Source organism: Micromonospora sp. NBRC 110009 (genome assembly GCF_030518795.1).
Lineage (GTDB): Bacteria > Actinomycetota > Actinomycetes > Mycobacteriales > Micromonosporaceae > Micromonospora.
On sequence record NZ_CP130427.1, the window covers coordinates 2,220,126 to 2,246,250 of the forward strand.

Annotated in this window: 32 protein-coding genes; 14 read left to right on the forward strand and 18 right to left on the reverse strand. The window is 72.5% G+C overall.

Features of this window, described 5'->3' with window-relative positions; translation table 11 throughout:
* The first annotated feature begins 158 nt into the window (after nt 1-158).
* The 3 genes from Q2K19_RS10575 to Q2K19_RS10585 are packed head-to-tail and all read left to right on the forward strand — an operon-like array spanning nt 159 to nt 1,590.
* The gene (locus tag Q2K19_RS10575; protein WP_302770005.1) at nt 159-494 is read left to right on the forward strand and encodes a hypothetical protein; all 336 of its coding nucleotides are present in this window, start codon (nt 159-161) and stop codon (nt 492-494) included.
* Nucleotides 495-529: 35 nt separating this feature from the next.
* Nucleotides 530-1,309, forward strand: a complete 780-nt coding sequence (locus Q2K19_RS10580; RefSeq protein ID WP_302770007.1) for a hypothetical protein — start codon at nt 530-532, stop codon at nt 1,307-1,309.
* 2 nt (nt 1,310-1,311) lie between these two features.
* Nucleotides 1,312-1,590, forward strand: coding sequence for a hypothetical protein (locus tag Q2K19_RS10585; RefSeq protein WP_302770008.1), 279 nt, complete (start codon nt 1,312-1,314; stop codon nt 1,588-1,590).
* Between the two features lie 41 nt (nt 1,591-1,631).
* Here Q2K19_RS10585 and Q2K19_RS10590 read toward each other — a convergent pair whose 3' ends face one another.
* Together Q2K19_RS10590 and Q2K19_RS10595 are read right to left on the reverse strand one after the other, a co-directional pair.
* Nucleotides 1,632-1,877 carry a hypothetical protein gene (locus tag Q2K19_RS10590; protein ID WP_302770011.1) on the reverse strand — a complete coding sequence of 82 codons (246 nt, stop codon included), beginning with the start codon at nt 1,875-1,877 and terminating at the stop codon, nt 1,632-1,634.
* A gap of 241 nt (nt 1,878-2,118) precedes the next feature.
* Entirely contained in the window at nt 2,119-2,364 is a 246-nt protein-coding gene (locus Q2K19_RS10595; RefSeq protein WP_302770013.1) for a hypothetical protein, read from the reverse strand.
* 181 nt (nt 2,365-2,545) lie between these two features.
* On the opposite strand from Q2K19_RS10595, the gene Q2K19_RS10600 reads away from it, so the two are divergent.
* Together Q2K19_RS10600 and Q2K19_RS10605 are read left to right on the forward strand one after the other, a co-directional pair.
* Nucleotides 2,546-2,845, forward strand: a complete 300-nt coding sequence (locus tag Q2K19_RS10600) for a hypothetical protein (protein WP_302770015.1) — start codon at nt 2,546-2,548, stop codon at nt 2,843-2,845.
* A 9-nt stretch (nt 2,846-2,854) separates the two neighbouring features.
* Complete coding sequence (locus Q2K19_RS10605; protein WP_302770016.1) at nt 2,855-3,100, forward strand: hypothetical protein; 246 nt, start codon at nt 2,855-2,857, stop codon at nt 3,098-3,100.
* A gap of 127 nt (nt 3,101-3,227) precedes the next feature.
* On the opposite strand, the gene Q2K19_RS10610 is transcribed toward Q2K19_RS10605, so the two are convergent.
* Entirely contained in the window at nt 3,228-3,539 is a 312-nt protein-coding gene (locus Q2K19_RS10610) for a hypothetical protein (protein WP_302770017.1), read from the reverse strand.
* Between the two features lie 96 nt (nt 3,540-3,635).
* Between Q2K19_RS10610 and Q2K19_RS10615 the strand changes: the two genes are divergently transcribed.
* Together Q2K19_RS10615 and Q2K19_RS10620 are read left to right on the forward strand one after the other, a co-directional pair.
* Nucleotides 3,636-3,794, forward strand: a complete 159-nt coding sequence (locus tag Q2K19_RS10615; protein ID WP_302770019.1) for a hypothetical protein — start codon at nt 3,636-3,638, stop codon at nt 3,792-3,794.
* Nucleotides 3,795-3,915: 121 nt separating this feature from the next.
* On the forward strand, nt 3,916-5,757 hold the full coding sequence (locus Q2K19_RS10620) for an NHL domain-containing thioredoxin family protein (RefSeq protein ID WP_302770021.1): 1,842 nt from the start codon (nt 3,916-3,918) through the stop codon (nt 5,755-5,757).
* Between the two features lie 64 nt (nt 5,758-5,821).
* On the opposite strand, the gene Q2K19_RS10625 is transcribed toward Q2K19_RS10620, so the two are convergent.
* The 3 genes from Q2K19_RS10625 to Q2K19_RS10635 are packed head-to-tail and all read right to left on the reverse strand — an operon-like array spanning nt 5,822 to nt 8,023.
* The gene (locus tag Q2K19_RS10625) at nt 5,822-6,571 is read right to left on the reverse strand and encodes a LamB/YcsF family protein (RefSeq protein ID WP_302770024.1); all 750 of its coding nucleotides are present in this window, start codon (nt 6,569-6,571) and stop codon (nt 5,822-5,824) included.
* Nucleotides 6,555-7,514: a 5-oxoprolinase subunit C family protein gene (locus Q2K19_RS10630; protein WP_446839755.1), complete on the reverse strand. Its 960-nt coding sequence runs from the start codon at nt 7,512-7,514 to the stop codon at nt 6,555-6,557. Before Q2K19_RS10630 ends, Q2K19_RS10625 begins: the two co-directional genes overlap by 17 nt.
* Nucleotides 7,412-8,023, reverse strand: coding sequence for a 5-oxoprolinase subunit B family protein (locus Q2K19_RS10635; RefSeq protein ID WP_302770027.1), 612 nt, complete (start codon nt 8,021-8,023; stop codon nt 7,412-7,414). The genes Q2K19_RS10630 and Q2K19_RS10635 overlap by 103 nt, the downstream gene beginning before the upstream one ends.
* A gap of 110 nt (nt 8,024-8,133) precedes the next feature.
* On the opposite strand from Q2K19_RS10635, the gene trhA reads away from it, so the two are divergent.
* Nucleotides 8,134-8,811: a PAQR family membrane homeostasis protein TrhA gene (gene trhA, locus Q2K19_RS10640; protein WP_302770028.1), complete on the forward strand. Its 678-nt coding sequence runs from the start codon at nt 8,134-8,136 to the stop codon at nt 8,809-8,811.
* 64 nt (nt 8,812-8,875) lie between these two features.
* Here the strand turns inward: trhA and Q2K19_RS10645 are convergent, their stop codons facing one another.
* Nucleotides 8,876-9,163, reverse strand: coding sequence for a DUF6458 family protein (locus tag Q2K19_RS10645; RefSeq protein WP_302770032.1), 288 nt, complete (start codon nt 9,161-9,163; stop codon nt 8,876-8,878).
* Between the two features lie 114 nt (nt 9,164-9,277).
* On the opposite strand from Q2K19_RS10645, the gene Q2K19_RS10650 reads away from it, so the two are divergent.
* Nucleotides 9,278-9,814: a SixA phosphatase family protein gene (locus Q2K19_RS10650; protein ID WP_302770035.1), complete on the forward strand. Its 537-nt coding sequence runs from the start codon at nt 9,278-9,280 to the stop codon at nt 9,812-9,814.
* 70 nt (nt 9,815-9,884) lie between these two features.
* On the opposite strand, the gene Q2K19_RS10655 is transcribed toward Q2K19_RS10650, so the two are convergent.
* The 3 genes from Q2K19_RS10655 to Q2K19_RS10665 all read right to left on the reverse strand — a co-directional run bounded on the left by Q2K19_RS10655 (nt 9,885) and on the right by Q2K19_RS10665 (nt 13,002).
* Nucleotides 9,885-10,154, reverse strand: a complete 270-nt coding sequence (locus Q2K19_RS10655) for a DUF6458 family protein (RefSeq protein ID WP_302770038.1) — start codon at nt 10,152-10,154, stop codon at nt 9,885-9,887.
* Between the two features lie 177 nt (nt 10,155-10,331).
* Entirely contained in the window at nt 10,332-12,188 is a 1,857-nt protein-coding gene (locus Q2K19_RS10660) for an acyl-CoA dehydrogenase (RefSeq protein ID WP_302770039.1), read from the reverse strand.
* 145 nt (nt 12,189-12,333) lie between these two features.
* Nucleotides 12,334-13,002 (reverse strand): NAD(P)-dependent oxidoreductase, encoded by a 669-nt coding sequence (locus tag Q2K19_RS10665; RefSeq protein WP_302770041.1) that lies wholly within the window; start codon nt 13,000-13,002, stop codon nt 12,334-12,336.
* Between the two features lie 152 nt (nt 13,003-13,154).
* Between Q2K19_RS10665 and Q2K19_RS10670 the strand changes: the two genes are divergently transcribed.
* Nucleotides 13,155-13,577: a MarR family transcriptional regulator gene (locus Q2K19_RS10670; protein WP_302770044.1), complete on the forward strand. Its 423-nt coding sequence runs from the start codon at nt 13,155-13,157 to the stop codon at nt 13,575-13,577.
* A gap of 12 nt (nt 13,578-13,589) precedes the next feature.
* On the opposite strand, the gene Q2K19_RS10675 is transcribed toward Q2K19_RS10670, so the two are convergent.
* A complete protein-coding gene (locus Q2K19_RS10675) occupies nt 13,590-14,717 on the reverse strand; it encodes a PP2C family protein-serine/threonine phosphatase (RefSeq protein ID WP_302770046.1) in 1,128 nt (375 codons plus the stop codon).
* A 100-nt stretch (nt 14,718-14,817) separates the two neighbouring features.
* Nucleotides 14,818-15,444, reverse strand: coding sequence for a septal ring lytic transglycosylase RlpA family protein (locus tag Q2K19_RS10680; RefSeq protein WP_302770049.1), 627 nt, complete (start codon nt 15,442-15,444; stop codon nt 14,818-14,820).
* Nucleotides 15,445-15,641: 197 nt separating this feature from the next.
* Between Q2K19_RS10680 and Q2K19_RS10685 the strand changes: the two genes are divergently transcribed.
* On the forward strand, nt 15,642-16,193 hold the full coding sequence (locus Q2K19_RS10685) for a phosphoribosyltransferase family protein (RefSeq protein ID WP_302770051.1): 552 nt from the start codon (nt 15,642-15,644) through the stop codon (nt 16,191-16,193).
* A 61-nt stretch (nt 16,194-16,254) separates the two neighbouring features.
* Here the strand turns inward: Q2K19_RS10685 and Q2K19_RS10690 are convergent, their stop codons facing one another.
* Together Q2K19_RS10690 and Q2K19_RS10695 are read right to left on the reverse strand one after the other, a co-directional pair.
* A complete protein-coding gene (locus Q2K19_RS10690; protein WP_302770053.1) occupies nt 16,255-18,447 on the reverse strand; it encodes a N,N-dimethylformamidase beta subunit family domain-containing protein in 2,193 nt (730 codons plus the stop codon).
* A 157-nt stretch (nt 18,448-18,604) separates the two neighbouring features.
* A complete protein-coding gene (locus tag Q2K19_RS10695) occupies nt 18,605-20,788 on the reverse strand; it encodes a N,N-dimethylformamidase beta subunit family domain-containing protein (protein WP_302770055.1) in 2,184 nt (727 codons plus the stop codon).
* A gap of 214 nt (nt 20,789-21,002) precedes the next feature.
* On the opposite strand from Q2K19_RS10695, the gene Q2K19_RS10700 reads away from it, so the two are divergent.
* Both Q2K19_RS10700 and Q2K19_RS10705 read left to right on the forward strand, forming a co-directional pair.
* Nucleotides 21,003-22,022, forward strand: coding sequence for a questin oxidase family protein (locus tag Q2K19_RS10700; protein ID WP_302770058.1), 1,020 nt, complete (start codon nt 21,003-21,005; stop codon nt 22,020-22,022).
* A 62-nt stretch (nt 22,023-22,084) separates the two neighbouring features.
* Nucleotides 22,085-22,519 carry an ASCH domain-containing protein gene (locus tag Q2K19_RS10705; protein ID WP_302770059.1) on the forward strand — a complete coding sequence of 145 codons (435 nt, stop codon included), beginning with the start codon at nt 22,085-22,087 and terminating at the stop codon, nt 22,517-22,519.
* A gap of 58 nt (nt 22,520-22,577) precedes the next feature.
* Here the strand turns inward: Q2K19_RS10705 and Q2K19_RS10710 are convergent, their stop codons facing one another.
* The 4 genes from Q2K19_RS10710 to Q2K19_RS10725 all read right to left on the reverse strand — a co-directional run bounded on the left by Q2K19_RS10710 (nt 22,578) and on the right by Q2K19_RS10725 (nt 25,449).
* Nucleotides 22,578-23,456 (reverse strand): LLM class flavin-dependent oxidoreductase, encoded by an 879-nt coding sequence (locus tag Q2K19_RS10710; RefSeq protein ID WP_302770060.1) that lies wholly within the window; start codon nt 23,454-23,456, stop codon nt 22,578-22,580.
* Between the two features lie 28 nt (nt 23,457-23,484).
* Nucleotides 23,485-24,540 carry a MerR family transcriptional regulator gene (locus tag Q2K19_RS10715; protein WP_302770061.1) on the reverse strand — a complete coding sequence of 352 codons (1,056 nt, stop codon included), beginning with the start codon at nt 24,538-24,540 and terminating at the stop codon, nt 23,485-23,487.
* Between the two features lie 109 nt (nt 24,541-24,649).
* Entirely contained in the window at nt 24,650-25,210 is a 561-nt protein-coding gene (locus Q2K19_RS10720; RefSeq protein ID WP_302770063.1) for an NUDIX domain-containing protein, read from the reverse strand.
* 32 nt (nt 25,211-25,242) lie between these two features.
* Nucleotides 25,243-25,449 (reverse strand): type 2 periplasmic-binding domain-containing protein, encoded by a 207-nt coding sequence (locus tag Q2K19_RS10725; RefSeq protein ID WP_302770065.1) that lies wholly within the window; start codon nt 25,447-25,449, stop codon nt 25,243-25,245.
* Nucleotides 25,450-25,600: 151 nt separating this feature from the next.
* Here Q2K19_RS10725 and Q2K19_RS10730 point away from each other — a divergent pair, with 151 nt between their 5' ends.
* On the forward strand, nt 25,601-26,113 hold the full coding sequence (locus Q2K19_RS10730) for a GNAT family N-acetyltransferase (RefSeq protein WP_302770068.1): 513 nt from the start codon (nt 25,601-25,603) through the stop codon (nt 26,111-26,113).
* The last annotated feature ends 12 nt before the right edge of the window (nt 26,114-26,125 follow it).

Here is a 26,125-nt window from a genome sequence, read left to right on the forward strand (position 1 = left end):
GTTTGGCAAGCCCTACGGGCCGATCGCTACCGATGCCGCGGCCACCGTCCCGACGGCCGCCGGTGCCGCAAGCCGACCCGAAACACGGCCCGCGACGACGCCGGCCGTCTGCGCGCCTACTGCGTTCGGCATACCCCGAGAAAGGACCCCGCCACCTAATGCCCCGTGACTACCGCCACGGCCAGCCGGCATGGGCGAGCGCGCCCGCGCCCGCCATGACCACCGCCGAGGTCGCCGCCCTCGCGCGGGTACTGGCGAGGCTCTGCGTCGAGGGCGAGGGCGACTGGCGCGGCCGCCGCGACGACCTCCTCGGCGAGCTACGCGCCCGCCTTCCGCAGGGGCACCCGGCGCGTACCGGCGACGAGAACACCGCTACTCAGGCCGCCCGGGCCGCTGGCGACCGCCTGGCCGAGACGTACGGGTGCCGCGTCCTCAGCAGCAGCCACCACCGCCGCGTGCGCATTCGTCTCATCCCCACCGACCCGACCGCCTGACAACCCCACCCCGCCCCCTGAAAGGACCCGCCCCTATGCACACCTACGGCCAATTCGTCACCCTGGACGCCACCCTCCCCGCCGCCGTCCTGGCGGACCCCCGATGCCCGGCCGCCGTCCGCGACACGTTCGCCGCGTTCGACGCCGCCCAGGACGCGACCCGCGCCGCCCTGGCGAAGGTCGACGAGATCAACGACGCCGCCGCCGATAACAAGGCCGAGATCGCCCGCGCGATCCGCGAGGGCAAGGCCAAGCTGCCGGCCGCGATCGACCCCGCCCACACGGCCGCCAGGCTCGCCCACGCCCAAGCCGAGGTAAGGGCGTGTACCGGCCGCGCGCAGGTCGCCGCCCGCGCCGCCGAGGCGAGCGTCCCGGCGCATCGGGCCGAGCTGCGACCGATCGTCCTCGCACCGCTCGCCGAGCTGGCCGCCCAGGCCGAGCGGGCCGCCCAGGAGGCCGCCAATGCCTACGCCCGCGCACGCGCCCTGACGTTTGCCGCCGCCGACCTGGACGTCGCCGCCGCGTACCGCGAGCCGGACGCCGACCGTCGTCGCGCGCTGGCCGCGATCGTGGGTGACCACTACGCGAAGGTCGCGCGCCAGGACGCGATCACGCACGACGGCCTGTCGACGCGCATCGACAAGGCGTTTATCGACGTCCGTACCGCGACGGCCGGTATCCCGGTCGACGCGTACGCGCCCGATCCACTCGCCGCGCCGGACAGCGCCGAGGCCGGTCGCCTCGTGGCCGAGGCCGAGGCCCGCGCCGCGCAGTTCAGGATGCCGGGCGACGAGCCGATCAAGGTCGGGCGGTAAGCGTGCCCGAGGTCAACCACCGAACCGACCGCGTCGGCCGTGCCGTCGCCGAGGCCGCCGAGGCCGCCCGCCGGCGCGAGGCCGAGCCACGCCTAACGCGTGACGACGTCGTCGCCCAGGCCCTCGACCACTACGGCCTTTCGCCGGCGTTCGCGGCGCACCTCAAGGCCCGGACGCCGACGGCGATCCGGCGCGAGGTCGCCCGGCTCGTCCTCGCACAGTCCACGATTGCCGCCGCCGAGGCTGGCGCGGCCAGCGACGCCCAGGCCGTCGACGACTGACGCGTGCCTACCCGAACCTCGGCCCGGCCCCCGCAGGCCCGTTAGGCCGCGCCGTCGTCAGCAGCGTTGCGCTGACGGCTTGTGGCACGGATAGCGGACTCGACCCGCAGTAGCAGGCCACCGACTACAAGCACCACCCCGACAAGGAAAAGCCGACCTGGTAGCGAGGTGGCCGTCAGTTGCAAGAGGATGATCAAGACTCCGATGGCTGCCGCCACGGTGCCTACCACGCCAACTATCGCGCCCGGTGGCGTTTCCTGATTGGTCGGGTTCGGTCGCGTGTTCATCGCGGCAGTCTAGACACCGATCACTATCGCTACCGCCCCAAGCCCGACAGCCGACCGTGCCACCGCTGTGCACACCCGACTGTGTCGCCGAGCTGGTCGACGAACTACTGCGGATATCACTCACGGCTAGCTAGGGCGCAGCCCTGCCCCCCTCGGGGGTGGCCCTCGACCGGCAAGACGCGGCGCCGAAGCGGCATAGCACCTCGCTGTCTGTACGGGCATAGGGGTTGTGGTCGTAGACCTACCCAGCGGGCTCGAATTGCTCTCGGAACTGGTCGTCGTCCAACACTGCCAAGGAGCTGCCGATCTTGACGAGCCACTGTCCCGACGCGATGGAGTAGTTCCCGCCGTCGTTGTACGCCCGGAAGTAACCGTGCTGCCCCATGATGCTGGCCTCTGGATGAACGCTCTTGACAAGAGCCGAGCAAGCCTCGAAGGCCGCGAACTCGTATTGCACGGCTTCAACTGGCTTCCGCAACTTGTACATATCTGTCTCCCGATATCCGTGAGTGAATCAACAAAGATCAACAACGTCCACGGTCGGCATTGAATTCCCTTGTGGTGAGAGGCCGATGATCTTCTGCAACCATGAAAGCGCCCCACCGGCTGCCGTCGCCGGCTCGCCGACCCGCCGTCGGTGCCACTCTCCCCGCGGCCTCGGCCTACGCGTGGTCCCGCTGTCGCCCGCGTTCTACCCGACCGACGACCCTTACCGGCTCGCCCCCCTGGCCGCCCGTCTTCGCGAGGCGTACACGTGGGACGGCCGCGACGGTCTGGCGTGGGAGCTACGCGACGCCGTCTACGAGGTCGCGCACCGCCGCGCCCGGACGCCCGAAGAGCGCCGCGCCCTCGTCGCTTGGATGCGCTACACGCTCGCCGACGCCGAGCCCGCTTGGCTCGCGTACGCCGCCGCGCACGGCTGGCGCTGTCCCCAGCGCCTACCGCGTCTAGTGGCGCGCCCGGCCTAACCTGGGGCCGTGGTTCGAAAAATCGCAGACCTCCGCGCCGCAACCGATGAGGAACTCATCGCCGAGCATGACCACCACGCCGGGAACACCGTGGTCGGGACGCAGTACTACATGGACGAGTTGGAGCGCCGCGAGCGCCGCCGAGCGATTAAAGCCTCGGACCGGTTGGCACGCCGTGCCTACCGGCTCGCGTGGTCCAACACCATCCTGGCGGCTGTCGCCGCCATCGCCGCGATCATCGCCCTCGTCATGTAGTGGCAACCCTGAGCCCCCGCCCGGATGACGTCCGGTGCGGGGCCTTGCCGCGTTTACACGCCCTACCGCGCCTGTCTTGCGGGTCGCCTCTGGCCGGCTGGGCGATCCCGCATCGGCCGTCATTCGGTCACTCCCGGCCGTCCCGAGCTGCGGCTAGGACCGCCTCGGCCTCGGCCACGACGCGTGCCCGAGCCTCCTCCGCCGCCTTCCGCAGCTCCTCGTTAAGCCGCGCCGTGTCGACGTCCAGGCACCTCTTGTGCCAGCCCTGGAGCTTCTTCGGCTCCACCGTCACCGGCTTACCGCCGGCCACGACCACGCGCCCCTTAACGACGACCGTGTCTTCGACGCAAATCCCCCGCCCCGCCGCGAGCTGGGCCTCGCGTTCGGCCTCGGGGACGATCAACGACTTTCCACACTCAGGGCACCGCCACATAGCCATGCCGGCCACCGTAGCGAGGGGTACCGACGCTTCGGACTGTTCTGGCGCCGTTGCTAGGGCGCCCGGACGCGAGCCCTCGGCGTAATCTCAGGCCCTATGAGCGCCCACGAGGGAGACGACCCGACGCCGCCCCGTTTCCCGCCCGACCTCATCGACGAACTGTGCGCGTGGATCGCCGACCAGCTCGGCGAGCCGCACCCCGTACGCCACCCGGCCTGTCGGCCCGTTCCGACGAGCCGCCGCCGTCGCGCCTGACCCCCCATAGGACCTTTCCCGCGCCCTCTCGGCCCCGGTACCTAGTCCAGCTAGCGCCGGGGTCGTTTTGTGTTTCTAGGGCCTCTCTCGGCGTCGTTCGCGGCGTGGCAGGCTTGGCCGCATGACCTCTGCACCACGGGTGCGAGCCCCCGAGCTTCGCGGGCGCGCTTGGCTGAACACAGGCGGACGAAACCTGACATTGCGGGACCTTCGAGGTCGCTGCGTCATCCTAGATTTCTGGACCTTCTGTTGCATCAACTGCCTGCACGTCCTCGACGAGCTGCGCCCGCTGGAGGAGCGCTACGGCGACGTGCTGGTCGTGATCGGCGTGCACTCGCCCAAGTTCGAGCACGAGAAGGACGCGGACGCCCTGGCGGCGGCCGTCGAGCGGTACGGCGTCCACCACCCGGTGCTGGACGACCCCGACCTGAACATGTGGCAGCAGTACGCGGCCAAGGCCTGGCCGACGCTCTCGGTGGTCGACCCGGAGGGCTACGTGGTCGCCACCATGGCCGGCGAGGGGCACGCCGAGGGGCTGGCCTGCCTGATCGACGAGCTGATCGTCACCCATGAGGCGAAGGGCACCCTGCACCGGGGCGAGGGCCCGTACGTGCCCCCGGCCGAACCGGAGACCACGCTGCGCTTCCCCGGCAAGGCGGTGGTGCTCGACGGCGGCAACCTGCTGGTCGCCGACTCGGCCCGGCACTCCCTGGTCGAGTTGGCCGCCGACGGCGAGACGCTGGTCCGGCGGATCGGCACGGGCACCCGCGGTCACGCCGACGGCCCGGCCGACGCGGCCAGCTTCTCGGAGCCGCAGGGCCTCTGCCTGCTCCCCGCGGACGCCGCCGAGGTGGCCGGGTACGACCTGGTCGTCGCGGACACGGTCAACCACCTGCTGCGCGGCGTGAAGCTCGCCACCGGCGAGGTGGTCACCGTCGCCGGCTCCGGCCGGCCGTGGCGCTCGACCGTCGACGACCACGCGCACGACGCGCTCGCGATCGACCTCTCCTCCCCCTGGGACGTCGCCTGGTACGACGACAAGGTCGTCATCGCCATGGCCGGCATCCACCAGCTCTGGTGGTTCGACCCGGTGAAGCGGACCGCCGGCGTGTACGCGGGTACCACGGTCGAGGCGCTGCGCGACGGGCCGCTGCCGGACGTCTGGATGGCCCAGCCCTCCGGCCTCTCCGCCTCGGCGGACGGCAGCCGGCTCTGGATCGCCGACAGCGAGACCAGCGCGGTCCGGTACGTCGAGGACGGGGTGCTGCACACCGCCGTCGGCCAGGGGCTGTTCGACTTCGGCCACGTCGACGGGCCGGCGGACCGGGCGCTGCTCCAGCACCCGCTCGGGGTGTGCGCGCTGCCCGACGGCTCGGTGCTGATCGCCGACACCTACAACGGCGCGGTGCGCCGCTTCGATCCGGCGACCGACCAGGTCGCCACGGTGGCGGACGGGCTGGCCGAGCCGAGCGACGTGGTGGTGACCGCCGAGGGCGAGGTGCTGGTGGTCGAGTCGGCGGCCCACCGGCTGACCCGGCTGGCCCCCGGGGCGCTCACCGCGGCCGGCGCGAGCACCGTCGACGGCCCCCGGCACAAGCTGGAGCGGAAGCCGACCGACGTCGGGGCCGGTGAGCTGACCCTCGACGTGATCTTCACGCCCGCGCCGGGGCAGAAGTTGGACGAGACGTACGGGCCGTCGACCCGGCTGGTGGTCTCCGCGTCCCCGCCGGAGCTGCTGGTCGAGGGGGCCGGGACGACGACGGACCTGTCCCGCCGGCTGGTGGTCAGCGGCGAGGTGGCGGAGGGCGTGCTCCAGGTGACCGCGCAGGCGGCCACCTGCGACGCCGACGTCGAGCACGCCGCCTGCCACCTGACCCGGCAGGACTGGGGCGTCCCGGTCCGCGTGGTCGAGGACGGAGCCACCCGCCTCCCGCTGGTCCTCCGCGGCATGGACGAGGCCTGACGCCGGCCAGGTGTTAAGAAGGGGCCCTTCCTCTACCGCAGGCGTTAGGAAGGGGCCCCTCCTTTCAGGCGAAGGGGGCGAGGGTGACGCCGACGTCGATCAGGGCGGCCCGGACCAGCTCGGCGCAGCGCACCGCGCCGGGAGTGTCGCCGTGCAGGCAGATCGACTCCACCGGGACGGGCACCTCACTGCCGTCCACCGCGACCACGGTCCGCTCGGTGGCCATCCGGACGGCCCGGTTGGCCACCTCGTTCGGGTCGGTGACCAGCGCGTTGGCGGCCGTCCGGGGCACCAGCTGGCCGTTGGGCAGGTAGTTCCGGTCGGCGAAGCCCTCGGCGACCACCCGCAGCCCGGCGCCGACGGCGAGTTGGGCGAGCACGGAGCCGGGCGGGCAGAGCAACGGCAGCCCGTGGTCGTACCCGCTGACGGCGGCGACCAGCGCGGCGGCCTGGGCCTCGTCGCAGGCCGCCGCGTGGTAGAGCGCGCCGTGCGGCTTGAGGTAGCCGACCCGGTTGCCGAACAGCCGGCAGAACGCGTCGAGCGCGCCGATCTGGTAGATCGTCTCGTCGCGCAGCTCGGCGAAGTCGTACGCGATGTGCCGCCGGCCGAAGCCGGCGAGGTCCCGGTAGCCGACCTGGGCGCCGACGGCGACCCCGCGGGCGGAGGCGGCGGCGCAGACCCGGTGCATGGTGGAGGGGTCGCCGCCGTGGAAGCCGCAGGCGACGTTGGCGGAGGTGACCAGGTCCAGCAGCGCCTCGTCGTCGCCGAGCCGCCAGATGCCGAATCCCTCGCCCAGGTCAGCGTTGAGGTCCATGGAACCTCACCGTAGTCCCTGGCCGGGCCTGCGCGAGCGGGGTCACGTCGTCCACCACGCCGACGACCGGGTAGCCGCCGGTGGTCGGATGGTCGGCGAGGAAGATCAGCGGTTGGCCGTCCGGTGGCACCTGCACCGCGCCGAGGACGAGGCCCTCGCTGGGCAGTTCCCCGGCCACCGCGCGGGGCAGCGCCGCGCCGACCAGTCGCGCGCCGACCCGGTTGCTCACCGGGCTGATCGCGTACGTCGTGCCGACCAGCAGGTCGACCGCGGCGGCGGTGAACCAGTCGTGCCGGGGGCCGAGCCGGAGGCGCAGCTGCAGCTCGCCGGGGACGGGCGGGGTGACCGTGGCGTCCACCGGGGCGGGCGGGCCGGCGGGCCGGCCGAGGGGGAGCCGGTCGCCGTCGCGTACCGGGGGCGGGCCGAGGCCGGAGAGGGTGTCGGTGGCGCGGCTGCCGAGCACCGGCTCGACCGCGATCCCGCCGGAGACGGCCAGCCAGGTACGCAGCCCGGTGCGGGCGGGCCCGACGCGCAGCACCGCTCCGGCCGGCACCGACAGGGGGCGGCCCAGGTCCCCGGGCCGGGGCCCGACCCGGACGTCAACGTGGGCGCCGGTGAGCGCCACGCTGACCGCCCGGGTGACCCGCAGCTCGCAACCGGTCAGCGTGATCTCCAGGCCGGCGGCGGTCTCCGGGTTGCCGACGAGCCGGTTGGCCAGGCGCAGCGCGGCGGGGTCGAGCGCGCCGGAGCGGGGTACGCCGAGGTGGGCGTACCCGGGCCGACCCTGGTCCTGGACGGTGGTGAGGGCGCCGGCGCGGAGCACCTGGATCTCGCCCCCGCTCACACCGCCACCAGCCGTATCCGGGTGCCGGGGATGAGCCGGGCCGGCGGGTCGGCGTGCACGTCGAAGAGGACCAGGTCGGTCCGGCCGACCAGCAGCCAGCCGCCGGGTGAGGCGGTCGGGTAGATGCCCGCGTAGGGGCCGGCCAGGGCGACCGACCCGGCCGGCACCCGGCTACGCGGGGTGGCCAGCCGGGGCACGGCCAGCTCCACCGGGAGCCCGGTCAGGTACGCGAACCCGGGCGCGAAGCCGCAGAAGGCCACCCGGAACTCGGTGCGCCGCAGCCGGTCCACCACCGCCGGCACGTCGACGCCCCAGTGCTCGGCGACGGCGGGCAGGTCCGCTCCGTCGTACACCGTGGGCACCTCGACCTTGGCGGCGGTGGCACCGACGGCACCGGCGCGCGGGGTCCAGCCGGCGATCCGGGCGGCGGCCGCCGCCGGGTCCGGTACGCCGTCGACCAGCACGGTGGTGGCCGCCGGCACGATCTCGACGGCGGTCAGCTCGCCGGTGTCCCGCCGGCGCCACAGCTCGGCGCGCCAGGCGTGGACCTGGTCGGGGTCGTCGCAGTCGAGCAGCAGGGCGTGCGCGCCGACGGGTCGGATCCGCATCCCGCCATCCTCCCGGCCGGACGCCGGCCCGTCGATGGCGGGTCGCGGATGTCGGGTCAGTGCCGAACGCCACTACTTGCAAGTAACCTACGGTGCCGTAACCTATTGGCGTGACGACCTCCGCACCGCTTCGCCTCAAGCCGGTCGACATCGGAAAGCCCCGGATGCGGGGCTGGCTGCACACGTACGCGTTCTTCGCGGCCCTCGTCTGCGGCATCGTGCTGTGCTCGATCGCGGCCGCCCGCCCCGGCTGGGCACCGCTGGTCAGCTGCCTGATCTACAGCCTGACCGTCTGCGGCCTCTTCGGGACCAGCGCCCTCTACCACCGTCGGGTCTGGTCGGAGCGGGGCTACCAGATCATGCGCCGGATGGACCATTCGATGATCTTCGTGTTCATCGCCGGCACCTACACCCCGTTCTGCACCCTGCTGCTGAACGCCCGGCACGCCACCCTGATGCTCGGCCTGGTGTGGGGCGGGGCGCTGGCCGGGGTGGCGGTCAAGCTGATCTGGCCGCACGCGCCCCGCTGGGTCTCCGCGCCGCTCTACCTGGCGCTCGGCTGGGTCGCGGTGACGATGCTGCCGCAGATTCTGCACGCCGGCGGCGTCACCGCCCTGGTGCTGCTGATCATCGGCGGCGGGATCTACAGCGTCGGCGCCGTCTTCTACGCGCTGCGCCGGCCCAACCCGTGGCCGACCGTCTTCGGCCACCACGAGTTCTTCCACGCCTGCACCCTGGTGGCGGCCATCTGCCACCACATCGCGATCTACTTCGCGCTCTTCTCCTGAGCCGCCGGAGACAGCACGAGGGCCCCGCGCCGGTGCGGGGCCCTCGAAATCTCTGGGGGACGGATCAGGCCGGGTAGCCCGGGCGGCGCACCTCCCGGTACTCCTCGCGCACGACCCGGTCGTCCTGGACCGGCACGACCGGCTCGGCGACCACCCGCTCGCGGGCCGGGGCGGCGACCACCGTACGGCGACGGCTGCTCCAGAAGTACATCGTCATGATCAGGCCGACCAGGCCGACCAGCATGAGCACCCAGCCCACGACGTTCAGGTCGAGCCACCCCAGGTTGGCGTCGATGGCGAACGCGAAGATCGCGCCCACCGCGATGAGGAAGATGCTGGCACCGATGCCCATGACTCGCCTCCTTGGCGTTCTGCTGGCGTTTCCTACCGCCGCGGCCATGGATGAGGTAGCGGCATCCATCGACTTACCCAGGCGCTCATCTCGCCAATCAGGCAAGCTGTCCGCATGACCGACGGCAGGAACCAGGAACGGACACTGGTGCTCCTCCGGCACGCCAAGGCCGAACAGTCCCAGGACGACCTCGACGCGGAACGCCCACTGAGCGCCCGGGGGCACGCGGACGCGGCCGCCGCGGGCGCCTGGCTGGCCCGGCACGCCCTCCTCCCCGACGTGGTGCTCTGCTCCACCGCCCGCCGGACCCGGCAGACGTGGCACGGGGTGGCGCTGGGTATGACGGGATCCCCGGACGAGGCGGGGCCGGCCGGGTCGTCGCCGGTGGTGCGCTACGAGCCGACCGCGTACGAGGCGCAGGCGGAGCAACTGCTGGAGCTGGTCCGGGCGGTCACGCCGGACGCCGGCACGGTGCTGCTGGTGGCCCACAATCCGGGCATCTCGCTGCTCTCCGCACTGCTGGACCCGGAGCGGGCGGACCCGGACGGGATGCGCACCACCGACCTGGTGGTGCACCGCCCCACCACCGACTGGGCGGCCCTCGCCCCCGGCGGCGCCCCCCTCACGGCCCGCCACACCGCCCGCGGCTGAGGTGCAAGGAAGGGCCTCTTCCCAACGCCTGCGGCAGAGAAGGGGCCCCGCTTGACAGTGGGGTCGTCGGTCAGGACGGCGGGCCCGTGGGCGGCGGCGGGTCCGGCGGCGGCGGCATCATGGCGGTCGGGTGGGAGAGCCGGTTCTCCTCCACGATCAGCGTGCGTGCCCGCTTGCGCCGGTCCTGCCAGAACCAGAGCGTGGTGAGCAGTACGCCCAGCCCGGCCAGGATCAACACCCAACCGACCGCGCGGAGGTCGATCCACCAGACGTTGGCCCGGATGGCGAAGGTCATGATCGCGCCGAGCGCGATGAGAAAGATGGCACTACCGATGCCCATGTGCGCTGCACTCCCCCGTGCGGTGGCCCTTGGGCGTGTCCTGTCGTGGTCCGCGACGGTTACCCGTCACGCGGCCGGCCTACCGGCCGGGGGGCGAAAACCACGACGGCGGCCGGCGAGCTTCCGCTCGCCGGCCGCCGTCGTCGGGGTCGAACCGGTCCGATCACCTCACGGGGATCAGAACGCCTCCTCCGGGAGGTCCATGATCTCCAGGTCGGCGCCCTCGATGATCCGCCGGTCGGCGCCGATGCGCGGCAGCACCTCGCGGGCGAAGAACCGGGCAGCGGCCACCTTGCCGGTGTAGAACGCCTGGTCGGCGGCCGAGACCTCGCCACCGAGGGCCGTCAGCGCCACCTCCGCCTGCTTCTGCAGCAGCCAGCCGACCACCAGGTCGCCGACCGCCAGCAGGAACCGGCGGCTGCTCAGGCCGACCTTGTAGAGGGCGCGAGCGTCGCCGCCCTGGGCCTCGCCCAGCCAGCCGGTCAGCACACCGAGGATGTTCTGGATCTCGGCGAGCGCCTTGCCGAGCGCCTGCCGCTCCTCCTTGAGCTGGCCGTTGCCGGCCTCGGAGGTGATGAACTCCTGGATCTCGCCGGCGACCGCCAGCAGGGCCTTGCCGTTGTCCCGGACGATCTTCCGGAAGATCAGGTCGAGGCTCTGGATCGCCGTGGTGCCCTCGTACAGGGTATCGATCTTGGCGTCCCGGACGTACTGCTCCAGCGGGTAGTCCTGGAGGAAGCCGGAGCCGCCGAAGGTCTGCAGCGCCTCGTGGCCGAGCAGCTCGTACGCCCGCTCTGAGCCGACGCCCTTGACCAGCGGCAGGAGCAGGTCGTTGACCCGCTTGGCCAGCTTGGTGGCGCGCTCGTCGCCGGCCGCCTCGGCGACGGCGACCTTGTCCTGCCAGGTGGCGGTGTAGCAGACCAGCGCCCGGAGGCCCTCGGCGTACGACTTCTGCATGAGCAGCGAGCGGCGCACGTCCGGGTGGTGGGTGATGGTCACCCGCGGGGCGGCCTTGTCGGTCTGCTGGACCAGGTCGGCGCCCTGCACCCGGTTCTTGGCGTACTCCAGGGCGTTCAGGTAGCCGGTGGAGAGGGTGGCGATCGCCTTGGTGCCGACCATCATCCGGGCGTACTCGATGATCATGAACATCTGCCGGATGCCGTCGTGCTTCTCGCCCAGCAGCCAGCCCTTGGCCGGTACGCCATGCTCGCCGAAGGTCACCTCGCAGGTGTTGGAGACCTTCAGGCCCATCTTGTGCTCGACGTTGGTGGCGAAGACGCCGTTGCGCTCGCCCAGCTCGCCGGTCTCCTCGTCGAAGTGGTACTTCGGTACCACGAAGAGGGAGAGGCCCTTGGTGCCGGGGCCGCCGACGCCCTCGACGCCGACCGGGCGGGCCAGCACGTAGTGGACGATGTTGTCGCTCAGGTCGTGCTCACCCGAGGTGATGAAGCGCTTGACGCCCTCGATGTGCCAGGAGCCGTCCGGCTGCGGGATGGCCCGGGTCCGGCCGGCGCCGACGTCCGAGCCGGCGTCCGGCTCGGTGAGCACCATGGTCGAGCCCCACTGCTTCTCGATGAAGAGCTTGGCCCAGTTCCTCTGCTGCTCGGTGCCCTCGACGTGCAGCACGTGCGCGAAGGACGGGCCGGAGGCGTACATCCAGATCGGAGCGTTGGCACCCAGAACCAGCTCGGCGAGCGACCACCAGAGGGCGCGCGGGGCGTTGGTGCCGCCCAGGGCCTCCGGGAGGTCCAGGCGCCAGAACTCCGAGTCCATGAACGCCTGGTAGGACTTCTTGAACGACGCCGGCAGCGGCGCGGTGTGCGTCGTGGGGTCGAAGACCGGCGGGTTGCGGTCACTGTCCGAGTAGCTGGCGGCCAGGTCCTCGCGCGCCAGGCGGTCGACCTCGGAGAGGAAGCTGCGGGCGGTGTCGACGTCCAGGTCCGTGTACGGCGCCTGGCCGAACGTCCGGTCCGCCCCGAAGACCTCGAACAGGTTGAATTCGAGGTCCCGAAGGTTGCTCTTGTAGTGGGTCATGCTCGCTGGCCCCGCTTCCGGACAGGTGTTACCGATCAGTAACCCCGACTGTATTACTCGCCGGTAGCCAACGACAAGCCGATCGTGGAAGTGACAGCGATTACACACTTCCGGTTCAGGTTCCGGCCACTGGCTGACTCCCGAGTCAGTAGGCGACGCCGACGGTCCGTCGTACCGACTCCGGCCGGTCGAGCAGGGCGAGCATGAGTTGGGCGACGTCGGCCCGGGACACGGTCAGGCCGCCCCGGATGTTACGCCCGTACGCCGTGCGGTAGTCGCCGGTCAGCCGGCCGTCGGTGAGCCGCGGCGGCCGGACCACGGTCCAGTCGAGGTCACCGTCCCGCAACTCCTCCTCCATCACCGCCAGGTCGGCGTAGTGGCGACGCAGCACCCGCCGGATCGCCGGCCCGAGCACGAAGCGCATCAGCGGACCGTCGCCCTCGTCGTACCGGGGCGGGCGCGGCCGACCGGGGGACGGCACGACCCCGACCGGGGCCGCGCTGACCACCAGAATCCGTCGTACGCCGGACGCGGTCATCGCCTCGGTGACCGCCCGAGTCCCCCGGGACGCGACACCGGCGTCGGCCGAGGACCGGGGGCCGAGGCCGGACAGCACCGCGTCGGCGCCAGCGACCGCCGACCGCAGCACCGCCGGGTCCGCCGCCGCCAGGTCGGCGGTGACCACCCGCTGGGGAGCGCCCGGCAGTCGGGCCGGATCGCGCACCACCGCCGTGACGTCGTGACCGGCGACGAGGGCCTGCTCGACGAGGTGACGACCGATCCCACCGGTGGCCCCGAAGATCGTGAGCTTCATCCGCCATCCCTTCGCCGTGACCGCTCTCAGCGGCCAACTCCCGTAAGATATGGAAACCGTAACAGTTGATACGAGGTTCAAACAATATGAGTTCCGTAGAACCTGCGGATGCGCGCCGACGTCGCCGGACGGCCGTCCGGATCAAGGAGGCGATGCGGGAGCTGAGCAACCAGCTCGCGCTGCTGAACCACCACGTCGGCGTACGCCTGTCGCTGCGCGACGTGGACCTGGACTGCCTCGACCTGATCGCCCGGCACGGGCCGCTCAGCCCGGGCGCGCTGGCCCGGCGGGCGGGCCTGCATCCGGCGACCATGACCGGCATCCTCGACCGGCTCCAACGCGGCGGCTGGATCGTGCGCGAACGCGACCCCGCCGCCACGGACCGCCGCTCGGTGACCGTCCGGGCGCTACGGGAACGCAACGGCGAACTGTTCGGCCTCTACGCGGGCATGAACACCGCGATGGACGAGATCTGCGCCGGCTACGACGAGACCCAACTGGAGGTGATCGCCGACTTCCTGCAGCGGGCCGGAGAAGCCGGACGGCGAGCCACCGACGAACTGGCCCACGGCTGACCGGCACCCACGTCAGCTCTCGGCCGCGCCCACTTCCCAGCTCGGCACCGCGGCCGTCACGCCGCTGTGCGGGCCGGTGTACTCCATCAGCACCAGCGCGATGTCGTCGTCGAGCCGGCCGTGCACCCACTCGACCAGGGCGGTCTCCAGCGACGCCAGGCCGTCGGCGACGGTGCCGTGACCGAGCAGCCGCCAGGCCCGGTCGGCGGTCGGGAAGAACTCCCCGTCCCGGCGGGCCTCGCCCAGCCCATCGGTGAAGAGCAGCAGCCGGTCGCCCGGTTCGAGCCGCTCCACCCGGGGCCGGACCACCGGCATGAAGCCCAGCGGCGGCGCGGGAGCCGGCGGTTCGAGCGGGATCACCGCGCCCCGGCGCAGCAGCAGCGGCGGCGGATGCCCGCAGTTGACGATGGTGAGGGTGCCGCCCCGCTCCTCGACCAGCGCGGCGGTGACGAAGTCCTCGTCGCCCACGTTGCGGGCCACCGCCCGGTCCAGGTCGGTCACCACCGCGCGCAGGTCCGCCCGCTCGTACGCGACATGCCGGTACGAGCCGAGGACGATGCTGGCCAGCCGAACCGCCTCCAGCCCCTTTCCCCGGACGTCACCGATGATCATGCGGACGCCGTACGGGGTGTCCATCACCTCGTACAGGTCGCCACCGATCTCGGCGCTGGCCCTGGACGAGATGTACCGGGCGGCCACCGCGAGCGTGCCCACCTGCGGGCCGAGCGGCCGGAGCACCGCCTGCTGGGCGACCGAGGCGAGGCGGGACAGCTCCCTGATCTGCTCGGCCTGGCCCTGGCGGACCGCCGCCATGGCTGCGGCGATCGCCGCGGCCATGGCGACCGCCGCGACGTTGACGGCGGTGACCGGGGACGCGGTCTGCTCGGCGAGGGCGAAGGCGGCCGCGATCCCGGTGGCGAGAACGCCGAGCCCGAGCACCACCCGCCAGGACGCCATCGCGGCGGCGAGCAGCGGCGCGGCCACCATCAGGGCGAGGTAGTGCGCCGCCCGGCCGTCGGTCAGCTCCACCGCCGAGACGAGCGCGAGCAGCGCGAGAGCCGCGCCGAGGCCGGCGCGGGATCCGGGGCTCAGCGGGCGGCGGCCCGACTGGAAGGGTTGCGTGCGTACATCGGACAGCATGCCTGATGGACGGGAACGGGTGAATGAGCCTGGCCCGTCGGCCGAGGAGGTTCTGCCCGGCCGGGTCACCCCGCCGGCCCGATCGCCGCCGGTCACCCGGTCAGCCGAGGACCTCGTACCGGACGGTGACCTCGCCGAGGTCGGTCGAGGCGATGGCCGCGAAGGCCGCGCGGGACAGGTCCAGGCAGCGGCCGTCGACGTACGGACCGCGGTCGTTGATCCGCACCACCACCGACTTGCCGTTGGCCGGGTTGGTCACCCGGACCTTGGTGTCGAACGGCAGCGTCTTGTGTGCGGCGGTCAGCGCGTCCGGGTTGAAGGTCTCGCCGTTCGCGGTCATCTGACCCTCGTCGTAGAAGGACGCGCCGCAGGTGCCGCTCGACACGACCTTGGCGGCGGTCGTGGTCTTCCTCGCGGTGGGCGTCGGGCTGGCGGTCCGGGTCTTGCTCCGGGAGGCCGCCTGGGTGCGGGTCGCCGTGGGGCTGGGGGTGGCCTTCGGCGAGGGGCTGCGGCTCGGCGTGGGGGACGCGGTCGGCGAGGCGGCGGCCGAGCTGGGCGCCACGGTGCTGGGCAGGGCCTCGACGGCGGCCGGCCGGGTGGCGGGCTCGCCGGAGGTGAGCTGGACCGCGCCGACGGTGCCGCCGACGGCGAGCGCCACTCCGACGGCTGCGGTGGCGGCGATGCCCACGGGCGAGAACTTACGGGTACGGAAGTGCTTACCAGCCACCGCCCGGTCCTTTCCTCAGCTGAACAAACCGGGTGGGACCGTAACGAGAGAAGCACTTCCGAAGTCAACCTGATCATTGTGATATGCCCGCATTTACCCGCATACGTGTAGCCGGTTGACCCGGCTCGACTCCTCCGAACGGACGAAGGAGCGCAGGCCGGGACGGGTGGCCCATCGCCTGGCGTCGGTGCCCGAGGATGGGTGTCGTGCTGCATCGACGTCTGGTCGAGCTGTTCCGCTGGGTCGACCCCGGCCCGGACAGCGGTCATCTGGTCAGCGACATCTCCGCCTGGTGGCGGGATCCGGAGGTGCTGGCCGCCGTCGGACCGGCCCTCGCCGGCCTGTTCCCGGCGGCCCGCCCGACCGTGGTGGCCGCCCCCGAGGTGACCGGACTGCTGCTCGGCCCGCTGGTCGCGGTGGCGGCCGGCGCCGGTTTCCTGCCCGCGTACAAGGACGGCGGCGAGCGGCAGCGGGTCGGTGCGATGCGCTGGGTGGAGACGCCGGCGGACCACCGGGGCCGGCGCCTGCGGCTCGGCGTCGACGGCCGCCGGCTGCGCGCCGGCGACCGGGTGCTGCTCGTCGACGACTGGGTGGACAGCGGTGCCCAACTCGACGCGCTCCACCGGGCGGTCCAGGCCGGCGGGGCGGAGGTGGTCGGGGCCGCCGCCCTGGTGGCCACCTGCCCGCCGGCGGTCGCCACACGGCTCCGGCTGCGCGCCCTGCTCACCGCGGACCTGCTGCCCGGCTGAACCCGTCCGGCCGCCGACCGGGGTCCCCGCCCGAGGACCGGGACCCCGCGTCGGACTGACGTCACTCCATGAAGGAGGGCTCCGGCACCGCCGGCACCGACTTGGTACGCGGCATCGGCGCCTCGGTCGCCTGGACCGTCACGCCGGTTGCCAGCATCCGGTCGAAGGCGTTGCGGAACAGGGTCGACATCGCCTCGTCGCTCGCCAGCGCGCCGGCGAACGAGATCGAGGAGGCGCTGAACACCATGGCCCCGTTGGGCTTCTCCATGAAGACCATGGCGGCGCCGCCGTTGGCGTTCTCGCCCACGGCGATGACCTGGGCCGGGGTGGCCTCCCCGGCGAGGCCCCGCATGCCGTCGACCTCCCAGCCGCTGGCGCCCTTGTTGTAGCCGGTGACGCCAAACCTGCTGCCCACGATGAGGCCGGTGCCGGCGAGCAACGGGTGGTCCTGCGTGACGCGGAACGGCGCGTACGTGCTGGCCGCGATGTAGTTGGTGCCGACCAGCTGCGAGGCGGGCAGACCGAGGTCGCTGAAATAGTCGCGTCTGCCGTCGGTGCTGCGTCGGTAGGTGACGACCGTGCGGGCGCTGTTGGGACGGACCCGCTCGTAGATGCCGTTCCCGCCGGCGTAGACGAGGTGACCGCCGCCGGCCTGGAAGTTGACCAGGTTCTGGCGCATGGCCTCGCTCCAGTACTCCGGGTGGCTGGCCAGCACGATCACCCGGTAGTTGGTGAGCCATGCCCCGGAGGCGTGCAGGTCCATGTCCTCGTAGCAGTCGAAGGCGAGCCCCTGCCGGGTCATCCAGCGGGTCAGCAGCAGGTCCGACCAGAGGGTGTGGTCCGGCGCCCCCGGGTCGTCGACGTTCCACTCGGTGGACGGCCGGCGGACGGTCAGCGGGCGCTGGCTGAAGATGTCGTTGCAGTACTGGTTGTGCCCACCCCAGCTGTTGTACGCGTTGTAGGTGAAGGTCGGTACCAGCACCGCGATCTTGTTGGTCGGCTGCACCGGCCGGACCACGAACGGCACGTAGCGGCGCAGCCCGTAGGCACCGGTCAGCTGGGCGGCGTACAGGCCGGGCTGCCAGTCGGCGGGAATCTTGAACTGGATCCGGTCCGACCAGTTGCAGCCGACCGTGAGGTACCCCTTCGGCAGGGCCTGCACGCCGGTGGCGACCGAGAAGGGCTGCGAGACGGCCTCCGGCGCGCCGGCGGCGGGCGCCAACCGGACCATCGCCGCGCTGACCGAGGACAGCCCGGTCGAGACCGCGATCTTGACGACCTCGCCCTGCCGGACGCTGGGGGTGTTCGGGTAGCCCTGGAGGGCCGCCTGGGGCTGCACCGTCCAGCCGGAGCCGACCTTCAGCCCCGACCCCTTGTTCATCCACGCGGTCCGCTGGTCGCTGCCGACCGTCAGGTAGTTGGTCAGCCGGTACTCCATCAGCCGGCCGGTCTGGGTGGCGGCGGGCACATCCGGCGGGATCGCGTAGAGAACGCCCTGACCGGTGAACCAGACCCCGTCGTTCAACCCGAAGTTGCGGAAGCCGCTGCCGATCTTGAACCCGGAGCCGGGCGCCCACACGCCGTCGCCCTGGTGGCGGTACCAGGAGATGTCGCCGTAGTTGTAGGCGTAGATGACGCCGTTGGTGTCCGCCTGACAGATGGTGCTCTTGAAGCCGCTGCCGATCTTCAGGCCGTCGACCGACCACTTCTTGGCCACCAGGTCCCACCGGTGCAGGACCAGGTCGCCGTCCGAGGTCTGCCCGTAGATGTCGCCGTTGAAGCCGAACACCCGGGGGTACTTGTCGAAGCCGGACCCGATCTGGCCGCCGGAGATCCAGGTGCCGACGCCGGTGGTGCCGTTGCTGAGCCGGTAGCGGTAGTAGAGCAGGACGCCGTCGCCGCGCAGCGCGTAGAGCGATCCGTCGACGCCGCCGAAGACCGCGCGGAAGTAGCTCCAGCCGGTGCCGACCCGACGCCCCGAGCCGCTGGCCCAGCTCGCCGCCCCGGTCTGGTAGCCGAGGTGGCGGTACCAGTAGAGGGCGCCGTCGGCCTGGATGGCGAAGATGACCCCACCGCCACCACCGACCAGGCGGATGAACCGCTGCTGCGGGTCGTAGCTCGGCACGGCCGCCGAGGCGGCCTGCTCACCGACGGCCTCACCCACCGCCAGGACCGGCGGTACGGCGGCGGCGATGACTGCGCTGTTCCGCAGCAGACGCCGACGGCCGATGCCCGACTTCGGGCTCTCCTCCATGATCACTCCCCCGTGGCAGACGCACGGGGAAGATACTCCGAGGAAGCCTCTGATCAGGTACCCCGACCGACCCGGAGGGTCCGGATCACCACGTTCGCCGGATACTTCCGGCCGGCCGGTGCGGCGGAGATCGTCGTTCCGGAGGATTGACGCCTGGTCACTCCATCGACGACGCCTCCGGCACCCCCGGGGCCGGGCTGGTCCGCGGCATCGGCGCCTCGGTGGCCTGGACCGGCTGACCCGAGGCCAGCATCCGGTCGAAGACGTTGCGGAAGAGGATCGACATCGCCGGGTCGCTGTCCAGCGCGCCGACGAACGAGATGGCGGAGGCGCTGAACACCAGCGCACCGTTGGCCTTCTCCATGAACACCATGGCCGCGCCCTCGCCGCCGGGGTTCTCACCCATCGCGATCACCTGGGACGGCGCGGCCTCACCGGCCAGACCCCGCATCGCGTCCATCTCCCAGCCGCTCGCGCCCTTGTTGTAGCCGGTGGCACCGAATCTGCTGCCCACCACGAGCCCGGTGCCGGCGAGCAGCGAATGGTCCCGAACCACCCGGTAGGGCGCGTAACTGCCGGCGGCGATGTAGTTGGTACCGACCAACTGCGAGGCGGGCAGTCCCAACGCCGTGTAGTAGTCACGCTTGCCGTCGGAGCGCCGGTAGGTCACCACCGTGCGGGCGCTGTTGACCCGTACCCGTTCGTAGATGCCGTTTCCTCCGGGGTAGATCAGGCGTCCACCGCCGGCCTGGTAGTTGACCAACTGTTGCCGCATCGCGTCGGTCCAGTACTCGGGGTGGCTACCGAGCACCAGGACCTGGTATTTGGTGAGCCACGCCCCGGAGGCGTGCAGGTCGGCGTCCTCGTAGCAGTCGAAGGCGTACCCCTGCCGGGTCATCCAGCGAGTCAGCATGAGGTCGGACCAGAGGGTGTGGTCGAACATCGCCGGGTCCTCCACGTTCAGCTCCGTGGAGGGACGGCGCAGGGACAGCGGACGCGGGCCGGTGAGGTCGGAGCAGTACTGGTTGTGACCGCCCCAACTGTTGTACGCGTTGTAGGTGAACGTCGGCAGCAGCACCGCAATCTTGTTGGTCGGTTGGACCGGCCGGACCACGAACGGCACATACCGGCGGAGGCCGGACGGCCCCTCCAGTCGGGCGGCGTACAGGCCGGGCTGCCAGTCCGCCGGGATCCGGAACTGGATCCGGTCGGACCAGTTGCAGCCGACCGTCAGGTAGCCCTTCGGCAGGGCCTGCACGCCGGTGGCGACCGAGAAGGACTGCGAGACCTGCTCCGGAGCGCCGGCGGCGGGCGCCAACCGGACCATCGCCGCGCTGACCGAGGGCAGCCCGGTCGAGACCGCGATCCGGACCAGCTCGCCCTGCGCGACGCTGGGGGTGTTCGGGTAGCCCTGGAGGGCGGCCTGGGTCTGCATCGTCCAGCCGTTGCCCACTGTCAGCCCGGTCCCGCGGTTGATCCAGGACGCCCGGTTGTCGGTGCCGGCGGTGACGTAGTTGGTCAGCCGGTACTCCCGCAGACTGCCGGTCTGGCTGCTGGTGGGGGAGTTCGGTGGAATCGCGTAGAGCGCTCCCTGACCGGTGAACCAGACCCCGTCGTTGATCCAGAAGTTGCGGAACCCGCTGCCGACCCGGAACGCCGACCCCGAGGCCCAGGTCCCGCCGCCCAGGTGCCGGTACCAGTAGATGTCGCCGAAGTTGTAGGCGTAGATGACGCCGTTGGTGTCCGCCTGGCAGATGGTGCCCTTGAAGCCGCTGCCGATCCGTGCGCCGTCGACGGTCCACGTCTTCGTCACCAGGTCCCACCGGTGCAGGTACAGCTCACCCTCGGCGGTCTGCCCGTAGATGTCGCCGTTGAAGCCGAACACCCGGGGGTACCGGTCGAAGCCGGACCCGATCTGGCCGCCCGTGATCCAGGTGCCGACGCCGGTGGTCCCGTTGCTGAGCCGGTAGCGGTAGTAGAGCAGCACGCCGTCGCCACGCAGCGCGTAGAGCGAACCCTCGGTGCCGCCGAAGACGGCCCGGAACCCGTTCCAGCCGCTGCCGATGCGACGCCCCGACCCGCTGGCCCAACTGGCCGATCCGGTCTGCCAGCCGAGATGCCGGTACCAGTAGAGCGCACCGTCGGCCTGGATCGCGTGGATCACCCCCGAACCGCCACCGACCAGCCGGATGAAACGTTGCTGCGGGTCGTAGGCGGGTATCGCGGCCGAGGCGACCTGCTCCCCGACGGCCAGGAGCGGCGGCACGGCGGCGGCGATGATGGCCCCGTCGCGCAACAGCTTCCGGCGCGGCACGCCCGAAGAACTCGCGAACTCCCCCATGGCGACTCCTCCATGGACCGAAGGTGACCGGGAAACTACTCCGAGGCGCGCCCGGATGATGCCCCACTCCGGTGCGGGCCCCGACAGTGCGTCCGTTCGCCGCGCAGCTCGAACCGGGTGGCCCATCCGGGATTACCGGTCCAGGCAATTGACAACTGTTGATCACTTCCCTCGGGGTTGACCTCAAGGCCGGTTGAACTTCGAGGATCGCGGTATGGACGAAGGCATCCTGGACGAGGCGTACCAGCGGCTGCACCGCACCGGCCCGGAGTTCGAGGGCTGGCTCTCCAACCACGGACCCATGGCGGCGGAGGCACTGGTCCGGCACGGTCACGGCGCACGGGTGCACCGGTGGCTGGACGACTACCTGCGCCGGCTGGACGACCTGCCGCGCGGGCTGCGGCCGGTCGACGACTGGCGGGCCGTGCTCGGCGACCCGAAGCGGGCCGGCGACTGGCTCGCCCACTTCGACCGGGAGCTACGCGAACACCCCTGGCAGGAGGTGCTGAGCACCTGGTGGCCGCGGCTGCTGCCGGGCATCGCGGCGGGGGCCACCCACGGGGTGATCCGGGTCGGGCACGCGGTGCGGGTGCTGCGTACCGACGGGGTGACCCCGGAGCGGCTCGCCGAGCTGGGCCAGGCACTCGGCTACTGGGCCGCTCGCTGGCAGCCGGTGCCCGGCGCCGGCCCACTCACCGGTCGCTCCGACGTGGCCGCGGCGCTCGCCGGGGTGCCGCGGATCCGCGAGCAGAGCGGCGGAATCCGGGAACGGCTGGGGCGGCTGCCGGACGTACCGGACTGGGCCGGCGCGGCGGCGGCGCTGCGACCGCCGGCCGACCCGGCGGAGGCCGAACGCACCCTCACCGAGCTGGTGTACCGCGCCGGCCTGGACTACCTCCGGTTCGGCCACGGCAACCCGGTCATGCTGGTGCACGCGGTGACCGCGCCGACCGCGGTGCTGCGTACCCTGCCGGCCCTGGACCCGGCGCTCTGGGCGCCGAGCGTCGCCGCGGCCTGGTCCGCCACGGCCGCCGTGACCTCGGTGTACGCCCCACCCACGCCGGCCGCCCCACCGGCAGTCACACCCGCAGGCCCGGCGGAGGTGTTCGCCCGGGCGGCCCGGCACGGTGACGAACACGTGGTGAAGCTGGCCGACGCGGTGCTGGACGCGCACGCGGCGACCGGCGACGCGCGGGTGCTGGCGGCGGCCGACCACGCCCGCCGGCTCATCTGACCCCGGCCCGGGGACCGCGAAATTCCGCGCCGGCCCGCCGACCGGCGGCTAGCCTCGGCAGGATGTGGCCCCGGATCGGTGGACTCCGCACCCTCGCCCTCGGTACGCCGGGCGAGATGCGCAGCAACCTCAACGCCCTCGTGCTGGCCGGCGTGAAGACCGCCACCGCCGGCCTGCTGACCGGCGAGTACGCCGCCGAGAACGAGGAGCTGGAGCATGTCGGTGAGCGGCTGGCCCTGGTCGACGACCACGACAAGCTGATCGGCGTCGTCGTGGTCACCGGCGTCGAGGTGGTCCGCTTCGCCGACGTGCCCTGGGACTTCGCCCGCTCCGAAGGGGAGGGTGACCGGTCGATCGAGGAGTGGCGCGAGGGCCATCGCCGCTACTGGCACCGCGAGGGCTTCCCGGTCGACGACGACACCCAGGTGGTCTGCATCCGGTTCCGCCTGGTCTCCGCCGGGGACGGCGGCATCGACACCGGCGACCTGGGCACCTGAGGGGTGCGGAGGGGCCTCTTCCCACGCCTCCGCTGGCGCAGGGGCCCCTCCTGACCGATCAGGCGCGGCGCAGCTCCGGCAGGAGCGCCGCCGCCTCCGCCAGCACCGCCTCGTCGCCGGCATACCAGCTGCTGGCCCGGGGCCAGTGGGTCACCACGTCGGTGAAGCCCAACCGGGCGGCCCGGTCGACCTGCTCGGCGAAGAAATCCACGCTGCTCAGCGAGAAGACCGGGGCCGAGTCCAGCGACAGGTAGCGGTCCAGGGTCGCCGGATCGCGCCCCGCCTGGTCGAGGGTCTGGTCCAGGCGGCCACTCAGCTCGACCACCGACGACCACCAGCTCTCCAGGTCGTCGCCACCGAGCCCGGTGGTCACCCAGCCCTGGCCGAACCGGGCGACCAGCCGCATCGAGCGGGGCCCGTTCGCGGCCACCACGAACGGCACCCGGGGCTGCTGCACACAGCCGGGATTGTTCCGGGCGTCCACCGCGGCGAACCACTCCCCGCGCCAGGTGGTGCCGTCCTCCCGGAGGATCAGGTCCAGCAGCTCGGTGAACTCGGCGAACCGGTCCACCCGCTGCCGGGGCGGCAGGGTCTCCCCGCCGAGCACGGCGGCGTCGAAGCCGATGCCACCCGCGCCGAGCCCCAGCAGCAGCCGGCCACCCGAGACGTCGTCCAGCGCGGTCACCTGCCGGGCGAACGCCGCCGGGTGCCGGAAGTTGGGCGACGCGACCAGCGTGCCGAGCCGGATCCGGGAGGTCACCGTGGCGGCGGCGGTCAGCGTCGTCATCGAGTCGAACCAGGGACCGTCGACCAGGTCCCGCCAACCCAGGTGGTCGTACGTCCAGGCGTGGTCGAAGCCCCACTCGTCGGCCTGCCGCCAGCGCCGCTGCGAGTCCGCCCAGCGTTGGTCGGGCAGGATCACGATGCCAATTCGCATGATCGCCAGGGTACGGTCCCGCCCGGGGCTACGCCGCCACCACGTCGGCGACGACGCAGCCGACGTTGTCCGGCGCCCCCTCGGCGTACGCGAGGTCGACCAGGCGCGCGACGGCGGTCTCCGGGTCGTCGGCCCCGGCCAGCGCGGTGCGCAGCGCGTCCGGCCCGACCAGGGCGGAGAGCCCGTCGGAGCAGAGCAGGTACCGGTCGCCGGCGAGAGCGGTCCGCAGCGCCAGGTCCGCCTCGACCTGGGCACCGGCCCCGAGCGCCCGCGACAGCAGGGCCCGCTGCGGGTGCGCGGCGGCCTCGGCCGGGGTCAGCCGGCCCTGGTCGACCTGCGACTGCACGTACGTGTGGTCCTGGGTCAGCCGGAACAGTTCACCCCCGCGCAGCAGGTACGCCCGGGTGTCCCCGACGTGCACCAGCGCCAGCCGGGTGCCGCGCCGCAGGATGGCGGTGAGCGTGCTGACCGGCTGGTGCTCGTCGGTCGCGTGGGCGCGGACCGTCCGGTCGGCCGCCGCCACCGCCTCGGCCAGCGTGGCGAGCAGTTGGGCGGCCGGCGCGTCGGCCAGCTCCAGCGGGCGGAGCGCGTCCACGGCGGCGGTGCTGGCGGCGGCACCGCCGGGACCACGCATGCCGTCCGCCACGGCGAGCAGGGTGTCGCTGGCGTACGCGCTGTCCTCGTTCGAGTCGCGGACGGCGCCGGTCTCGCACCGGACGGCGTACCGGAAGATGGTGTCGGACATGGTGCTGCCCCTTTCGGAGAGCTGGTCGACGAGGAGCGCGACGACGCGTCCGCGGGCCGCCGTGTCGGCGCTGACCCGCCGCCACCACGCGTCGACCGCCTCGGCCGCCGCCGCCGGGGCCAGCCCGCAGACGGCCCGGATCTCGGCCAGCGGCATCCCGGCCCGGCGCAGGGTGGCGATCAGCCGGGCGCGGTCGAGCTGCGCCGGCCGGTAGTAGCGGTAGCCCGAGTGCGGGTCGACGGCGGCGGGCGGCAGCAGCCCCAGCTCGTCGTAGAGCCGCAACGCCTTCGGCGTCAGTCGCGCCGCTCGGGCGAACGCCCCGATGGTCAGCAACTCCACGGACACATCCTCCTCGTGCCGGTCACGGCGACCGGCACGGACCACGCTGGGCCTTGCCGCAGGGGCAGGGTCAAGGCGCATCCGCTCGGGGAGTGGCGACCGCTGGTCGTCAGCGCCGACCGAGCTTGGCCAGCATCCGGAGGAGGTGCGGCTCGACCGTCCCCGGCCCGGCGTCGGCCACCTCCCGGGGCGTCCACCAGCGGGCGCCCCGGAACTCGCCGGGGTCGGGCGCCAGCTGCTGGTCCCGGCTGCCGCTGAGCACGTACCAGAGGCTGACGTCGGTGTGCCGGTCCGCCGGCGCACCGACCGTCCCGGTGACCGTGACGAACGCCGGGTGCTCGCCGAAGAGCGGCGAGAAGGCGGCCGGCACGCACAGCTCCTCCACCACCTCCCGGCGTACGGTCGCCGTCGGGTGCTCGCCCGGCTCGACGTGGCCGCCGGTCGGCAGCCACATCCCCGCCTTACGGTGGTCCACCAGCAGCACCGCACCGTCCGTCTCGTCGTGCAGCAGGAAGTACGCGACCAGGTGCGGCGAGGGCGTGCGGGGCTTCTCCCGGCGGAAGATGTCCGTCGTCGCGGCCAGCCAGGCCAGGGTCTCGGCGCGGTGCCGCGCCTCCAGCTCGTCCCCCGGGGTCAGCGCCTCGACCAGCGCCCGGATCTCGTCCCGCACGCCCTGCAGCCTGCCAGCCGGGACCGACAGTCTCAGCTGACCGGGTCGCTGGCGTCGACCGTGGCGCGGACGAACTCGCGTACCCGGGCGGTGGTGTTGCTCGCCAGCCACACCGGCCCGCGGAGGATCGGCGGCGCGTCGCGGATCGGCACGTACGCCAGGTCGGGTCGGGGATGGTAGCGCCGGGTCTCCTCGCCCACCGGCAGCACGCCCCGGCCCATCGCCACCAGGGACAGCATCCCGGGGCAGCGCCACCTCCATCTACGTACGCGACCCGGACGGCAACACCGTCGAGCTGCGCTGGTACCCGGACCCCGCGTCCGGCGCCTGATCCTGTGGGGGCGTGCCCGCCCGGTCGGCGGGCTTCCCCGGCGTTGCTAGCGTGGCGCGATGCCCGAACTCCAGCGGCTCGACGTCCGCCACACTCCCGCGCTGCTCCGCTTCGAGCAGGAGAACCGGGCCTACTTCGCTCGGTCCGTGCCGGACCGGGGGGACGACTACTTCGCGGAGTTCGACGCCCGGCTCGCGGCCCTGCTCGCGGAGCAGGCCACCGGCCAGTGCCGGTTCCACGTGCTGGTCGACGACGACGGATCCGTGCTGGGCCGGTTCAACCTGGTCGACGTGACCGACGGCAGCGCCGAGCTGGGCTACCGGGTGGCCGAGCGGGCGACCGGGCGGGGCCTGGCCCGGGAGGGTGTGCGCCGCGTCTGCGAGCTGGCCCGGGACGCGTACGGGCTGCGTCAACTGGTCGCGTCGGCGACGCTGGCGAACCCGGCCTCGCTCGCGGTGCTGCGGCGGACCGGGTTCGTCCCGGTCGGGGAGGTGCTGCTCAACGGGAAGCCCGGCCTCCGGCACGTCCGCGACCTGGCGGACGGGAGCGGCGAGGGCCCCGACCCGGACTGACGTCGATCGAAA